We start from the raw sequence: 14,789 nt of genomic DNA on the forward strand, positions 1-14,789 counted from the left end.
CGCGACCCGCGCGGCTGGGCGCGTCAGAGCCCCGCGGCGCTCTGCAGGTCGGCGACACGGTCGAGCGCCTCCCAGGCGAAGTCCGGCAGCTCGCGGCCGAAGTGCCCGTAGGCGGCGGTCTGCGCGTAGATCGGGCGGAGCAGGTCGAGCTGCTCGACGATGGCCGCCGGACGCAGGTCGAAGGTCTCGCGGATGGCGCGGACGATGCGCTCCTCGGGCACGTGCGCCGTGCCGAACGTCTCGACGTAGAGGCCCACGGGCGCGGCCTTGCCGATGGCGTACGCGACCTGCACCTCGAGCCGGTCGGCGAGGCCCGCGGCGACCGCGTTCTTCGCCACCCAGCGCATGGCGTACGCGGCGCTGCGGTCGACCTTCGACGGGTCCTTGCCGCTGAACGCGCCGCCGCCGTGCCGGCTGAACCCGCCGTACGTGTCGACGATGATCTTCCGGCCGGTGAGCCCGGCGTCGCCCTTGGGGCCGCCGATCTCGAACTTGCCGGTGGGGTTGATGAGCAGGGTCGCCGCGCGCGAGTCGAGCTCGATGCCGATCTCCGCGGCCTGCGCGAGCACCGGGCGGATCACGTGCTCCTCGACCTCGCGGCGGAGGTCCTCCTGCGAGACCTGCGGGCCGTGCTGCGTGGAGAGCACGACCGTGTCGACCGTGCGCGGCACGAGGCCGTCGTAGCCGATGGTGACCTGGGTCTTGCCGTCGGGCCGGAGGTAGGGCAGCTCGCCCGAGTGGCGGACGGCCGCGAGGCGCTCGGCCAGGCGGTGCGCGAGGTAGATGGGCAGCGGCATGAAGACGGGGGTGTCGCGCGACGCGTAGCCGAACATCAGCCCCTGGTCGCCCGCGCCCTGGAGGTCGTGCGCGTCGGTGGACGCCGATCCCGACCGCGACTCGTACGAGCGGTCGACGCCCTGCGCGATGTCGGGCGACTGCGCGCCGATGGAGACCGTGACGCCGCAGTTGCTGCCGTCGAAGCCGACCTCGGAGGAGTCGTAGCCGATGTCCCGGATGCGGTCGCGGACGATCTGCGGGATGTCGACGTAGCCGGACGTGGTGACCTCGCCCGCGACGTGCACGAGGCCCGTGGTGACGAGCGTCTCGACGGCCGCGCGGCTCGTCGGGTCCTGCGCCAGGAGCGCGTCGAGGATGCTGTCCGAGATCTGGTCGCAGATCTTGTCGGGGTGGCCCTCGGTGACGGACTCGGAGGTGAACAGGCGCAGATCGGTCACAGAGGAGCTCCAGGGGATCGCGTGGCATCCGCCCGTCGCTGCCGCGGAGTCGCTACCGCGGAGCCGGGAGACCCACTACGTCGAGAATTCGATGGGCCACCTGCTCCTTGGAGCCGGAGGCCTCCGCCAGTGTATCGCCGGTCCTCGCGAGCACCGTGATGGTGTTGCGCTCCGCGGCGAACCCCTCGTACCATCCGACCCTGTTGAGGACGAGCAGGTCGCAGCCCTTCCGCGCGAGCTTCTCGCGGCCGATCCGCAGCAGCTCGTCCGGGTCCTCCTCGGTCTCCGCCGCGAAGCCGACGACGACGCGGCGCGTGCCGTCCGCGCGCGGCACGGCGGCGTCGGCGGCGAGCCGCTGGAGCACGTCGGGGTTCCGCACGAGCTCGACGGAGAGCGCGTCCCCCGCCTGCTCCTTCTTGATCTTGCCCTCGGACACGGACACCGGCCGGTAGTCGGCGACGGCCGCGGCCATGATCACGACGTCGGCATCGTCCGCCTCGCGGACCATCGCGTCGGACAGCTCGAGCGCGGTCGACACGGGCACGACGCGGACGCCCGCGGGCGCGGGCACCTCGAGGTGCGCGGCGACGAGCACGACGTCGGCGCCGCGATCGCGCGCGGCGACGGCGAGGGCGACGCCCTGCCGACCGGACGAGCGGTTGCCGAGGAAGCGCACGGGATCCAGCGGCTCGCGCGTGCCGCCGGCGGACACGAGGACGCGGCGGCCCTCCAGGTCGCGGCCGCCGGGGCGCACGGCGGCGAGGGCCGCGGCGATGACGTCCTCCACCTCGGCCATGCGGCCGGGCCCGGAGTCGGTGCCGGTGAGGCGGCCCGACGTGGGGCCGACCAGGGTGGCGCCGCGGGAGCGGAGGATCGCCGCGTTGGCCTGCGTCGCCGGGTGCTGCCACATCTCGGTGTGCATCGCGGGGGCGATGACGAGGGGCGCGCGGCTGGCGAGGATCGTGGTGCCGAGGAGGTCGTCCGAGAGGCCGAGGGCCAGGGACGCCATCGTGTGCGCGGTGGCCGGGGCGACGACGATGAGGTCGGCCTTCTGGCCGAGCGCCACGTGGCGGACCTCGGAGACCCCGTCGTAGAGGTCGCTCGTGACGGGGTTGCGGCTCACGGCCTCGAGCGTGGGCTTCCCGACGAAGCGGAGCGCCGCCTCGGTGGGCACGACGTGCACGTCGTGTCCGAGGAGGACGAGGCCCCGGACGACGCCGACCGCCTTGTAGGCGGCGATGCCGCCCGTGATCCCCACGACGACCATCACGCGGCCGCGCTCCGGGGCTCGGGGGCCGGGAGGGCGTGCGGGGTGCGGTCGGCGCGGGGCATCCGGGACGGCGGGCGGCTAGGAGGCCGCGGGCTCCACGATGGGCGTGGCGACGAGCTTGTCCTCGTTGATCTCGTGCATGGCGACCGAGAGGGGCTTGTCGTCGATGGTGGAGTCGACGAGCGGTCCGACGTTGTCGAACAGGCTGCCCTCGTGCAGGTCGGCGTAGTAGTCGTTGATCTGGCGGGCCCGCTTGGAGGCGAAGATCACGAGCGCGTACTTCGAGTCGACCTTCGAGAGGAGCTCGTCGATGGGCGGGTCGATGATGCCCTGGGTCTTGTCAACCATGGATGTGCCGCTTCCTCAATACATGGACGAAGGCCGTGCGGGTCCGGTTCACGGACCGACGGCCTTCCTGGTCTTCATCAATTCTACGACCTCGCGCGCGGCCTCCGCGACATCGCGGTTCACGACGAGGTGGTCGAACTCGTCCTGGGCGGCCAGCTCGACCTTCGCGGTGTCGAGCCGGCGCTGCTGCTCCTCCGGCCCCTCGGTGCCGCGGCCGACCAGGCGGCGCACGAGCTCCTCCCAGGTGGGCGGCAGCAGGAACACGAGCCGGGCCTCCGGCATCGCGGCCTTCACCTGGCGCGCGCCCTGGATGTCGATCTCGAGCAGGACGCTCCGGCCCTCGGCCAGCGCCACGTCGATGGGCGCGCGCGGCGTCCCGTAGCGGTGCGCGTTGTGCACGGTCGCCCACTCCAGGAGCTCGCGCTCGTCGACCATGCGGTCGAACTCGGCGTCGGACACGAAGTAGTAGTTGACGCCCTCGACCTCGCCGGGGCGCGGCGCGCGCGTGGTGGCCGAGACGGAGAGCAGGACGTCGGGCTCGTTCTCGCGGATGAAGGTGGAGACGGTGCCCTTGCCGACGGCGGTGGGGCCCGCGAGCACGACGAGGCGGCTCGGCTCCACGATCTGCTTGGCGGCCTGCCAGTCCTCGAGGAACCGGGTGAGGCGCACCCGCTGGTGCACGCCGAGGCCGCCGAGGCGCTTGGCGGTGGAGATGCCGAGGTCGCCGAGGATCCGCTCGAGCTTGGTGGGGCCGATGTTCGGGATGCTCGTGAGGAACTCGGTGACGCGGAGGGTGGCCTCGGCGCGACGGGCGGGGTCCGCGGACGCGTCGAGCACGCCGAGCGGGGTGCGCTCCCCCGTGACGATGTCGTGCTTCACCTCGGCGCGCGCCCGACGCGCGGCGACCGCGGCCTGGGACGCGGCGACGCGGTCGACCTCGGGTGGTTCGGGCCTCATGGGAGCGCCTCTCTGAGTCGTCCGGCGTGGTCGGTGACGGCCTCCGCGACGCGCCGTGGCCCTGCCGCGAGGATACTCCGGGACGCGCTCGCGACCACAACGCCGGCGGCCGGACCGAACAGCTTCCGGACATCGCCGAGCAGCGCGCCCTGGTGGCCGAAGCCGGGGGCCAGGATCGGCGTGCGGGTGAGGCGGGCCAGGTCGAGCCCCGCCTCGGCGGCGTCGACGGTCGCGCCGATCACGAGGCCGAAGGCGCCGGGATCCGCGGACGGGTCGTCCGTCGGGCCGTTGGCGGCGACGGCGGCGTCCTGGATCCCGCGCGCGACCGTGCGGTCGGCGCCCGCGGATCCGTCGCCGGGCAGCAGCGCCCGCTGGAGCTCGCGCGCCTCCGGGTTCGAGGTGGCGGCGAGGACGAAGACGCCCGCGCCCCACGCGTCGGCGGCGGCGCGGACGCCGTCGAGGGACCCGACGCCCGTGTACGCGGTGAGGGTCACGGCGTCGGCGCGGAGCGGGCTGTCGGGCGCGAGCCACGCGGCGCCGTACGCGTCGACCGTGGAGCCGATGTCGCCGCGCTTGGCGTCCGCGATCACCAGGAGGCCGGCGTCGCGCGCGGCGGCGAGCACGCGCTCGAGGGCGGCGTACCCGGCGGATCCGTGGCGCTCGAAGAACGCCACCTGCGGCTTGACGATCCCCGCCCGCTCGGCGGTCGCGTCCACGACGCGCAGCCCGAACTCCTCGAGGCCGCGCGCGTCGTCGGCGAGGCCCCAGGCGTCGAGGAGCGACCGGTGCGGGTCGATCCCGACGCACAGCTGGCCGTGCTCGCGGAACGCCCGCGCGAGGCGCGCGCCGAACGGCGGGACGACCTGCGTCGCCCCGCCGTCGGCGGTCGTCACCTGCGGGCCTCGCGGGCGATCGCGTAGTCCTGCAGGCTCGTCACGTCGAACCCGGCGCGGATGGCGTCGAACGAAGCGACCGCGGCCGTGAGCTGCGCGATGGTCGTGAACAGCGGCTTGTCCGCCGCCACGGCCGCCGCGCGGATCTCGTAGCCGTCCGCGCGGGCGGTGCGGCCCGACGGGGTGTTGATGACGACGTCGACCTCGTCGCGGTTGATGAGGTCGACGATCGACGGCGAGTCCCCCGCCGCCGGCGTCTCGCTGTACTTGCGCACGACGCGCGTCTGGATCCCGTTGCGGCTGAGGATCTCGGCCGTGCCCTCGGTCGCGAGCACCTCGAATCCGAGCTGCTGGAGGCGCAGCACCGGCAGCACGATGGAGCGCTTGTCGCGGTCGGCGACCGAGACGAACACCGTGCCGGAGAGCGGGAGGCCGCCGAACGCCGCCTCCTGGCTCTTCGCGAACGCGCGCGGGAAGTCGCGGTCGATGCCCATGACCTCGCCGGTGGAGCGCATCTCCGGGCCGAGCACGGAGTCGACGATGAGGCCGTCCTTCGTGCGGAACCGCTTGAAGGGCAGCACGGCCTCCTTCACGGCGACGGGCGAGTCCATCGGCACGTCGGATCCGTCGCGCTCGGGCAGGAGGCCGGAGGCCTTCAGCTCCGCGATGGACGTGCCGACCATGACGAGCGACGCCGCCTTCGCGAGCGGGATGCCGAGCGCCTTGGAGACGAACGGCACCGTGCGGCTCGCGCGCGGGTTCGCCTCGAGGACGTAGAGCACGCCCGCGCCGATGGCGAACTGCACGTTGAGGAGGCCGCGCACGCCCACGCCCTCGGCGATGGCGCGCGTGGCGTCGACGACCTGCTGGATCTGGCCGCGGCCGAGGGTGACGGGCGGGAGCGTGCAGCTCGAGTCGCCCGAGTGGATGCCGGCCTCCTCGATGTGCTCCATGACGCCGCCGACGTACAGCTCGGTGCCGTCGTAGATGGCGTCGATGTCGATCTCGATGGCGTCGTCGAGGAACCGGTCGATGAGGAGGGGCTTGCCCGCGCCGATGATGCCCTGGTCGGCCATGCGGAGGAAGTAGTCGTGCAGCGTGGCGGTGTCGAAGACGATCTCCATGCCGCGGCCGCCGAGCACGTAGCTCGGGCGGACGAGCACGGGGTAGCCGATCTCCTCGGCGACGACCACGGCCTCGTCGATCGCGACCGCCGTGCCGTTGCGCGGCGCCACGAGGCCCGCGGCGTCGAGGATGCCGGAGAACAGGCCCCGCTCCTCCGCGAGGTCGATGGCCGACGGGCTCGTGCCGAGGATCGGGACGCCCGCGGCCTCGAGGCCCTTGGCGAGCCCGAGCGCGGTCTGGCCGCCGAGCTGCACGACGACGCCGACGAGCTCGCCCGCCTGCTGCTCCGCGTGCACGATCTCGAGCACGTCCTCGAGCGTCAGCGGCTCGAAGTAGAGCCGGTCGCTCGTGTCGTAGTCGGTGGAGACCGTCTCCGGGTTGCAGTTGATCATGATCGTCTCGAAGCCCGCGTCGGACAGCGCGAAGGACGCGTGCACGCACGAGTAGTCGAACTCGATGCCCTGGCCGATGCGGTTCGGGCCCGAGCCCAGGATGATCACCTTGCGGCGGTCCGACGGCACGATCTCCGTCTCGGAGTCGTAGCTGGAGTAGTGGTACGGCGTGAGCGCGGGGAACTCGCCGGCGCACGTGTCGACCGTCTTGAACACCGGGCGGATGCCCGCGGCGTGGCGCGCGTCGCGCACCTCCTGCTCGGAGACCCCGCGGATCTCGGCGATCTGCGCGTCCGAGAAGCCGTGGTCCTTGGCCTCGCGGAGCGTCTCCGCGTCGAGGGACCCCGCGTCGCGCACGGCGTCGGCGACCTCGTTGATCAGCACGATCTGGTCGACGAACCAGGGGTCGATCTTCGTGGCGTCGAAGACCTGCTCGGCCGTTGCGCCCGCGCGGAGCGCCTGCTGCACCGTGACGATGCGGCCGTCGGTGGGCGTGCGGCTCACCTCGAGCAGCTCGTCGACCGAGCGGGTCTCCGGGCCCCAGTGGAAGGAGGATCCGCGCTTCTCGAGCGAGCGCAGCGCCTTCTGGAGGGCGGTCGAGTAGTTGCGGCCGATGGCCATGGCCTCGCCGACCGACTTCATGGTGGTGGTGAGCTCGGCGTCGGCGGCCGGGAACTTCTCGAACGCGAAGCGCGGCACCTTCACGACCACGTAGTCGAGCGTGGGCTCGAAGCTCGCGGGCGTGACCTTGGTGATGTCGTTGGGGATCTCGTCCAGCCGGTAGCCGATGGCGAGCTTCGCCGCGATCTTCGCGATCGGGAAGCCCGTGGCCTTCGACGCGAGCGCGCTCGAGCGGGAGACGCGCGGGTTCATCTCGATGACGATGAGGCGGCCGTTCGTGGGGTCCACCGCGAACTGGATGTTGCAGCCGCCGGTGTCGACGCCCACGCGGCGGATGATGTCGATGCCGATGTCGCGCATGTGCTGGTACTCGCGGTCGGTGAGCGTGAGGGCGGGCGCGACCGTGATCGAGTCTCCCGTGTGCACGCCGACGGGGTCGACGTTCTCGATGGAGCAGACGACGACCGTGTTGTCGGCCGTGTCCCGCATGAGCTCGAGCTCGTACTCCTTCCAGCCGAGGATCGACTCCTCGAGGAGCACCTCGGTGGTGGGGCTCGACTGCAGGCCGTCGGCGACCATCCGCTCGAGCTCCTGGCGGGTGTGCGCGAAGCCGGAGCCGAGGCCGCCCATGGTGAAGGACGGGCGGATCACGAGCGGGTAGCCGAGGTCCTCGGCGAACTCCACGGCCTGCTCGAGCGTCTTCGCGACGTGCGAGCGGGCGACGTCGGCGCCGGACTCGATGACGAGGTCCTTGAAGAGCTGGCGGTCCTCGCCCTTCTGGATGGCCTCGACCTTCGCGCCGATGAGCTCCACGCCGTGCTTGGCGAGGATCCCGAGCTCGTCGAGGCGGATGGCGGCGTTGAGGGCGGTCTGGCCGCCGAGGGTCGGGAGCACCGCGTCGGGACGCTCCTTGATGATGATCTTCTCGAGCACCTCGCTCGTGATCGGCTCGATGTAGGTCGCGTCGGCGAAGCCCGGGTCGGTCATGATCGTGGCGGGGTTCGAGTTCACGAGGATGACGCGCACGCCCTCCTCGCGCAGCACGCGGCAGGCCTGCGTGCCCGAGTAGTCGAACTCGGCGGCCTGGCCGATGACGATCGGCCCGGAGCCGATGACGAGGACGCTGTTGATGTCGTCGCGCTTGGGCATTACACGGTCTCCTGGGGGGTCGCGGCGGATGCGGGGGCGTCGCCCGCGGCGTGGATCAGCTCGATGAACCGGTCGAAGAGGTACGACGAGTCGTGGGGACCCGCCGCCGCCTCCGGGTGGTACTGCACGGAGAAGGCGGGGATGTCGAGGCAGTTGAGCCCCTCGACGACCTGGTCGTTGAGCGAGACGTGGCTGACCTCCGCGCGGCCGAAGCCCGCGGGGCTCTCGACGGGGCCGTCGAGCGGCGCGGAGACCGCGAAGCCGTGGTTCTGGCTCGTGATCTCGACGCGGCCGGTGCGGCGGTCGAGCACGGGCTGGTTGATCCCGCGGTGGCCGAACGGCAGCTTGTAGGTGTCGAAGCCGAGGGCGCGGCCGAGGAGCTGGTTGCCGAAGCAGATCCCGAAGAACGGGATGCCCTTGCGGAGCACGTCCTGCAGGAGCTCGACGTGGTACTGGGAGGCCTCGGGGTCGCCCGGGCCGTTGGAGTAGAACACGGCGGTGGGCGCGAGCTCCGCCAGCTCCTCGGTGGTGATCGACTGCGGCACGACGTGCACGTCGAGTCCGCGGGCCGCGAGGTGCTTCACCGTGGCGGTCTTGATCCCGAGGTCGAGCACGGCCACGGAGCCGATGCGCTCGCCCACCGCGGGGATCGTGTACGTCTCCCGCGTGGAGACCTCGGCGGAGAGGTTGCGGCCCGTCATGTCGGGCGCCTGGCGCACCTGGGCGAGCTGCTCCTCGTCGGGCAGCGACGCGGCCTCGCCGGAGAAGACGCCGGCGCGCATGGCGCCCTCGTCGCGGATCCGGCGCGTGACGGCGCGGGTGTCGATGCCGGAGATGCCGACGACGCCCTGGGCGACGAGGTCGTCCTCGAGCGTGCGCTGCCCGCGGAAGTTCGAGACCACGCGGGAGGGGTCGCGGACGACGTAGCCGGCGACCCAGATGCGGCGGGACTCCATGTCCTCGTCGTTCATGCCGGTGTTGCCGATGTGCGGTGCCGTCTGGAGCACGATCTGGCCCGCGTAGGACGGGTCGGTGATCGTCTCCTGGTAGCCGGTCATGCCGGTCGCGAAGACGGCCTCGCCGAGGCTCACGCCACGGGCGCCGTACGCGCGTCCCGCGTACCTCCGTCCGTCCTCGAGTACCAGGACCGCCGGTTCGTGTCGGGCCATGTCGGTCACTTCCCTTCGTTGTCGTCGTCGTGCGCGGGGCGGGGGATGCGGTGGAGGGCGTCGACGAGCGCGGGCTTCTCGCGCGGGTCGATCACCCGCAGGTACGTGTCGACCTCGAGGCCTTCGGCCTCGTCGAGGATCCAGGTGACGGCCACGAGGCCGCCCTCCTCCACGACGCGGTCGATCGCGTAGGTCGCGAGGCCGGATCCGGTGATGCGGTCGGCCGGCACGAGCACGTCGCGCTCGCCGTCGATCGCGAGCACCAGGCCGGCCGGGTGGATCCGGGCGGCGGCGCGGCCCCGGAAGCCGAGGGGCGCGACCGTGAGGCGGTCGAGCGGCTGGCCGACCGTGGTGGTCGCGACGTAGAGCACGTCGACCTCCAGGTCGGGTGCGCCGAGGCCGGCGGGCGGACGGGGCGGCTCGGGCAGCGCGCGCTGGCGGCGGCGGCGCGCGCGCCAGCCGAGCACCATGAGCGCGAGCAGCAGGAGCAGCAGCGCGATCACGGTGAGCGCGGGTCCGACGCGGTCGCTCATGCGCGCGCCCCCGCGGCGGGGTCGGAGTCGGCGGCCACCGCGTCGCGCGCGTCGGCGTCGGCCCGGTCGCGGATGGCCGCGGCGCGGGCGACCGTCTCGCGGTCGACGAGCGCGCCGTCGAGCACCGTGGGGTAGCCGCGGTGGAACGTCGCGACGACCCGGCCGGGCAGCGTCATCTCGAGGTACGGCGAGTTGCCGCTGAGCCCGCCGAGGTCGCCCGGGCCGAAGACGCGCGACGCCGACGGGTCGTACAGCGTGATGTCGGCCGGGGCGCCCGCCTCCAGCGCGTGCCCGTGCTCGGCGAGGCGGCCGATGCGCGCGGGCGCGTGCGACATGACCCGGGCGACGCCCTGCCAGTCGAGGAGGCCGGTGTCGACCATCGCGAGCTGGACCACCGAGAGCGCCGACTCGAGGCCGACCATGCCGAACGCGGCCGCGTCCCACTCGCAGTCCTTGGCCTCGGTCGGGTGCGGCGCATGGTCGGTCGCGACGACGTCGATCGTGCCGTCGGCGAGCGCCTGGCGGAGCGCCTCGACGTCCGCGCGGCGGCGGAGCGGCGGGTTGACCTTGTAGCGCGCGTCGTAGCCGGCGACCAGGTCCTCGGTGAGGAGGAGGTGGTGCGGCGTGACCTCGGCGGTGACGTCGACGCCGCGGGCCTTGGCCCAGCGGATCACGTCGACGGAGCCCGCGGTGGAGACGTGGCAGACGTGGAGGCGGGAGCCCACGTGCTCGGCGAGCAGCACGTCGCGCGCGATGATCGACTCCTCCGCGACCGCGGGCCAGCCCGTGATGCCGAGCTCGCCCGACAGCTCGCCCTCGTTCATGGTGGCGCCCTCGGTGAGGCGCGGATCCTGCGCGTGCTGCGCGATGACGCCGTCGAAGGCCTTCACGTACTCGAGCGCGCGGCGCATGAGGAGCGGGTCGGAGACGCACTTCCCGTCGTCGGAGAAGACGCGGACGGCGGCGCGGCTGGAGGCCATCGCGCCGATCTCGGCCATCGACTCCCCCGCGAGGCCGACCGACACGGCGCCGATGGGGCGGACCGTGGCGTAGCCGGCCGCGTCGCCGAGCGCCTTGACCTGCTCGACGACGCCCGCGGTGTCCTGCACCGGCATCGTGTTCGCCATCGCGAAGACCGCGGTGAAGCCGCCGAGGGCCGCGGCGCGGGATCCGGTGAGCACGGTCTCGCTCTGCTCGTAGCCGGGCTCGCGCAGGTGCACGTGGAGGTCGACGAGGCCGGGCAGCGCGACGAGGCCGTCGGCGTCGAGGACGCGGGCGCCCGCGGGGGCGTCGAGGTCGAGGCCCACCTCCCGGATGCGCCCGTCGGCGACGAGGAGGTCGGCGCGCTCGCCCGAGGGCAGGGTGGCGCCGCGGATCAGGTGGACGTCGTGGATCGTGTCGTTCTGGGTCATCGGTCGGCCTTCCCGTCGCCGGACAGCAGGAGGTAGAGGACGGCCATGCGCACCGAGACGCCGTTGGCGACCTGCTCGCGCACCGTGGACCTCTCCGAGTCGGCGGCGGCGGCGGATATCTCGAGCCCGCGGTTCATCGGCCCCGGGTGCATGACGATCGTATCGGGCCCGAGGAGCGCGAGCCGCGCGTCGTCGAGGCCCCAGATGCGCGCGTACTCGCGCGGGTTCGGGAAGAAGGCGGCGCGCATGCGCTCGGCCTGGATCCGGAGCATCATCACGGCGTCGGGCTTCCCCTCGACCAGCGCCGCGTCGAGGTCGTAGCGCACCTGGACGGGCCAGGATCCGACGCCCACCGGCACGAGCGTCGGCGGCGCGACGAGCGTGACCTCGGCGCCGAGCGTCGTGAGCAGCCAGGCGTTCGAGCGGGCGACGCGGCTGTGGAGCACGTCGCCGACGATGACGACGCGCGTGCCGTCGAGGCCCTTCCCGCGCGCGGCGGAGCCGTGCAGCCGGCGCCGGATGGTGAACGCGTCGAGCAGCGCCTGCGTGGGGTGCTCGTGCGTGCCGTCGCCCGCGTTGACGATGCCCGCGTCGATCCAGCCGCTGCCGGCGAGCGTGTGCGGCGCGCCCGAGGACGGGTGCCGGACGACCACGCCGTCGGCGCCCATCGCCTGGAGCGTCTGCGCCGTGTCCTTGAGGCTCTCGCCCTTCGAGACGCTCGAGCCCTTCGCGCTGAAGTTGATGACGTCGGCCGAGAGGCGCTTGGCGGCGGCCTCGAACGAGATGCGCGTGCGGGTGGAGTCCTCGAAGAAGAGGTTGACGACCGTGCGGCCGCGGAGCGCGGGGGTCTTCTTGATCTCGCGCGTGCCGACGTCGGCCATGTCCTCGGCGACGTCGAGGATGTGGACCGCCTCGTCGCGGGACAGGTCGCGGGTCGAGAGCAGGTGCCTCACGAGCGGCCCTCGCCCTCGGTCGTGGCGGGCGCGTCGTCGGGACCGGCGATCGTGACGGCGTCCTCGCCGTCGATCTCGTCGAGCCGCACGAAGATGCGCTCGGCGAGGCTCGACGGCAGGTTCTTGCCCACGAAGTCGGCGCGGATGGGCAGCTCGCGGTGCCCGCGGTCGACCAGCGCGGCGAGGCGCACGGCCTTCGGGCGGCCGAGGTCGCCGATGGCGTCGAGGGCGGCGCGCACGGTGCGGCCGGAGAAGAGCACGTCGTCGACCAGCACGACCGTGCGGCCGTCGACGCCGCCGGCGGGGAGCCGCGAGGGTGCGGGCGCGCGGGTGGGGTTCCGCTGGAGGTCGTCGCGGTACATGGTGACGTCGAGCGAGCCCACCAGGTCGGCGGGGGCGTCGGGCTCGAGCCGGGTGAGGATCCGGCCGATGCGCTCGGCGAGGATCGTGCCGCGGGTCGGGATGCCGAGGAGCAGCAGGTCCTGGGGACCGCGGTTCGACTCGAGGATCTCGTGGGCGATGCGCGTGAGCGCACGGGTGATGTCAGAGGGCTGCAGCACGATGCGCTGAGGCAATCCGACCTCCTTCCCCGCCTCTCGGGACGGATGTTAAAGGTGGTCTGTTCCGCCGGTCACTCTAGCGGGTGCGCCCCGGACGCGGGGTGCCGGCGCACGGCCCGCGCGTGTCCTCACCCCGCCGCGTCGAGGACCGCGCGGATCCGGCCGAGGACCGCCGCATCCTGCAGGCTCGTCGCGTCGCCGAGGGTCCGGCCCTCGACGAGGTCGGCGAGCAGGCGCCGCATGATCTTCCCCGAGCGGGTCTTCGGCACGTCCGGCACGACGACGACGCGGCGCGGCTTCGCGACCGGGCCGATGGCGCGGGCCACGTGCTCCGTGAGGACCGGTTCCAGCTCCGCGGCGAGCGCGTGCCAGCCCGCCGCGTCGTCGTCCGCCGGGCGGTCGTCGCCGGGCGGCACGACGAACGCGACGACGCGCTGGCCGGTGAGGTCGTCCGCGACGCCCGTCACCCCGGCCTCGGCGACGCGCGGGTGCGCGACGAGGGCCGACTCGATCTCGATGGTCGACAGCCGGTGGCCGGAGACGTTGACGACCTCGTCGATCCGCCCCTGCAGCGACACGTCGCCGTCCGCGTCGCGCCGGGCGCCGTCGCCCGCGAGGAACCAGCCGCGGTCGGCGAAGCGCTCCCAGTAGGCGCTGCGGTACCGCTCGGGGTCGCCCCACACCGTGCGGGCCATGCCGGGCCAGGGGCGCTGAATCACGAGCAGCCCGGCCTCGCCGTCGGCGACGGGCTCGCCGTCGTCGTTGACCACGTCGACCCGGAAGCCGGGCAGCGCGCGACCGGCGGCGCCGGGCTTGAGCGTCGCGACGCCGGGGAGCGGCGCGATGACCGCGGCCCCCGTCTCCGACTGCCACCACGTGTCGACCACGGGCGCGCGCCCTCCCCCGACCTCCCGGTGGAACCAGCGCCAGGCCGCGGGGTTGATCGCCTCCCCCACGCTGCCCAGCAGCCGGATGCTCGAGAGGTCGTGCCCCGCGACGCCGTCGGGGTGCCAGCTCATGAGCGAGCGGATGAGCGTGGGCGCCGTGTAGTACGTCGTGACCCCGTAGCGCTCGATGATCTCGAGGTGCCGCCCGCGGTGGGGCGTGTCGGGCGTGCCCTCGTAGATGACCTGCGTGAGGCCGTTGGAGAGCGGCCCGTAGATCTCGTAGGTGTGCGCGGTGACCCAGGCGAGGTCGGCCGTGCACCAGTGCACGTCGTCGGGCTTCGCGTCGAAGTGCGCCCAGTGCGCCCACGACGCGTGCGTCAGGTAGCCGCCGGAGGTGTGCACGAGGCCCTTGGGGCGGCCCGTGGTGCCGGACGTGTAGATGATGAAGAGCGGGTGCTCGGCGTCGAAGGCGCGGGGTTCGTGGACCGGGGACGCGGATCCGACGGCGTCGTGCCACCACACGTCGCGTCCCGGGGTCCACGGCACGTCCTGCCCGGTGCGACGGACGACGAGCACGTGCGCGATGGACGCGACGCCCGCCACGGCCTGGTCCGCCTGCGGCTTGGTGGCGACGGCCCGGCCGCGGCGGTTCTGGCCGTCGCTCGTGATGAGGAGCTTCGCGCCCGTGTCCTCGACCCGGAACCGGAGGGCCTCGGCGGAGAAGCCGCCGAAGACGAGCGAGTGCACGGCGCCGATGCGGGCGACGGCGAGCGTCGCGACGATCGTCTCCACGAGGACGGGCAGGTAGATGACGACGCGGTCGCCCGGCCCCACGCCGAGCGCGGTGAGGGCGTTGGCGGCGCGGGACACCTCCTCCTGCAGGTCGCGGTAGGTGACGGTGCGGCGGTCCCCCGGCTCGCCCTCGAAGTGCAGCGCGACCTTCTCCCCGCGGCCCGCGGCGACGTGCCGGTCGACGCAGTTGGCGGCGACGTTGAGACGGCCGCCCGCGAACCACGTGGCGGCGGGGACCTGCGGGCTGCCGTCGTCGGCGACCGGCGGGATCCACGTGTGCGCGGTGCGCCACGGCGTCTCCCAGTCGAGGCGGCGGGCGGCCTCCTCCCAGAAGGCGACCGGATCCGCCTCGGCCCGCGCGAACGCCTCCGCCGTCACGTTGGCGGAGGCGGCGAGCGCGGCGGGCGGCGGGAAGAGCGCCTGCTCGGATGCGGATGCGGTCACGGCCTGCTCGGTGCGCGGGGAGGTCATGCGGCGACGCTACGGTCGCGGC

General features: G+C 73.3%; 12 protein-coding genes. All 12 read right to left on the reverse strand.

Going from position 1 to position 14,789, the window contains the following annotated elements; genetic code table 11:
• Positions 1 to 23: 23 nt before the first annotated feature.
• On the reverse strand, positions 24 to 1,235 hold the full coding sequence (gene metK, locus FGG90_RS05130; RefSeq protein WP_094129676.1) for a methionine adenosyltransferase: 1,212 nt from the start codon (positions 1,233 to 1,235) through the stop codon (positions 24 to 26).
• 52 nt (positions 1,236 to 1,287) lie between these two features.
• Positions 1,288 to 2,505 carry a bifunctional phosphopantothenoylcysteine decarboxylase/phosphopantothenate--cysteine ligase CoaBC gene (gene coaBC / locus FGG90_RS05135; protein ID WP_094129673.1) on the reverse strand — a complete coding sequence of 406 codons (1,218 nt, stop codon included), beginning with the start codon at positions 2,503 to 2,505 and terminating at the stop codon, positions 1,288 to 1,290.
• 78 nt (positions 2,506 to 2,583) lie between these two features.
• Positions 2,584 to 2,853: a DNA-directed RNA polymerase subunit omega gene (rpoZ, locus tag FGG90_RS05140; RefSeq protein WP_012038467.1), complete on the reverse strand. Its 270-nt coding sequence runs from the start codon at positions 2,851 to 2,853 to the stop codon at positions 2,584 to 2,586.
• Between the two features lie 48 nt (positions 2,854 to 2,901).
• Positions 2,902 to 3,810: a guanylate kinase gene (gene gmk / locus FGG90_RS05145; protein WP_094129670.1), complete on the reverse strand. Its 909-nt coding sequence runs from the start codon at positions 3,808 to 3,810 to the stop codon at positions 2,902 to 2,904.
• Complete coding sequence (gene pyrF / locus FGG90_RS05150; protein ID WP_094129667.1) at positions 3,807 to 4,703, reverse strand: orotidine-5'-phosphate decarboxylase; 897 nt, start codon at positions 4,701 to 4,703, stop codon at positions 3,807 to 3,809. The genes gmk and pyrF overlap by 4 nt, the downstream gene beginning before the upstream one ends.
• Positions 4,700 to 7,990: a carbamoyl-phosphate synthase large subunit gene (gene carB / locus FGG90_RS05155; RefSeq protein ID WP_094129664.1), complete on the reverse strand. Its 3,291-nt coding sequence runs from the start codon at positions 7,988 to 7,990 to the stop codon at positions 4,700 to 4,702. Before carB ends, pyrF begins: the two co-directional genes overlap by 4 nt.
• The gene (gene carA, locus FGG90_RS05160) at positions 7,990 to 9,159 is read right to left on the reverse strand and encodes a glutamine-hydrolyzing carbamoyl-phosphate synthase small subunit (RefSeq protein WP_210433061.1); all 1,170 of its coding nucleotides are present in this window, start codon (positions 9,157 to 9,159) and stop codon (positions 7,990 to 7,992) included. The genes carB and carA overlap by 1 nt, the downstream gene beginning before the upstream one ends.
• Before the next feature lie 5 nt (positions 9,160 to 9,164).
• Entirely contained in the window at positions 9,165 to 9,692 is a 528-nt protein-coding gene (locus FGG90_RS05165; RefSeq protein WP_094129658.1) for a PH-like domain-containing protein, read from the reverse strand.
• A complete protein-coding gene (locus FGG90_RS05170; RefSeq protein WP_094129655.1) occupies positions 9,689 to 11,104 on the reverse strand; it encodes a dihydroorotase in 1,416 nt (471 codons plus the stop codon). Before FGG90_RS05170 ends, FGG90_RS05165 begins: the two co-directional genes overlap by 4 nt.
• Positions 11,101 to 12,057 carry an aspartate carbamoyltransferase catalytic subunit gene (locus tag FGG90_RS05175; RefSeq protein WP_094129652.1) on the reverse strand — a complete coding sequence of 319 codons (957 nt, stop codon included), beginning with the start codon at positions 12,055 to 12,057 and terminating at the stop codon, positions 11,101 to 11,103. The genes FGG90_RS05170 and FGG90_RS05175 overlap by 4 nt, the downstream gene beginning before the upstream one ends.
• Complete coding sequence (pyrR, locus tag FGG90_RS05180) at positions 12,054 to 12,632, reverse strand: bifunctional pyr operon transcriptional regulator/uracil phosphoribosyltransferase PyrR (protein ID WP_094129649.1); 579 nt, start codon at positions 12,630 to 12,632, stop codon at positions 12,054 to 12,056. The genes FGG90_RS05175 and pyrR overlap by 4 nt, the downstream gene beginning before the upstream one ends.
• Positions 12,633 to 12,745: 113 nt before the next feature.
• The gene (gene acs, locus FGG90_RS05185; protein WP_094129646.1) at positions 12,746 to 14,767 is read right to left on the reverse strand and encodes an acetate--CoA ligase; all 2,022 of its coding nucleotides are present in this window, start codon (positions 14,765 to 14,767) and stop codon (positions 12,746 to 12,748) included.
• Positions 14,768 to 14,789 lie beyond the last annotated feature (22 nt).

The organism is Clavibacter michiganensis subsp. tessellarius (assembly GCF_021922985.1).
Lineage (GTDB): Bacteria > Actinomycetota > Actinomycetes > Actinomycetales > Microbacteriaceae > Clavibacter > Clavibacter tessellarius.

Bases quoted from the DNA above. Each gene is read 5' to 3' on its own strand.
- rpoZ (WP_012038467.1), bottom strand. From the start codon at position 2,853: ATGGTTGACAAGACCCAGGGCATCATCGACCCGCCCATCGACGAGCTC.
- gmk (WP_094129670.1), bottom strand. From the start codon at position 3,810: ATGAGGCCCGAACCACCCGAGGTCGACCGCGTCGCCGCGTCCCAGGCC.
- carB (WP_094129664.1), bottom strand. From the start codon at position 7,990: ATGCCCAAGCGCGACGACATCAACAGCGTCCTCGTCATCGGCTCCGGG.
- carA (WP_210433061.1), bottom strand. From the start codon at position 9,159: ATGGCCCGACACGAACCGGCGGTCCTGGTACTCGAGGACGGACGGAGG.
- FGG90_RS05165 (WP_094129658.1), bottom strand. From the start codon at position 9,692: ATGAGCGACCGCGTCGGACCCGCGCTCACCGTGATCGCGCTGCTGCTC.
- FGG90_RS05170 (WP_094129655.1), bottom strand. From the start codon at position 11,104: ATGACCCAGAACGACACGATCCACGACGTCCACCTGATCCGCGGCGCC.
- acs (WP_094129646.1), bottom strand. From the start codon at position 14,767: ATGACCTCCCCGCGCACCGAGCAGGCCGTGACCGCATCCGCATCCGAG.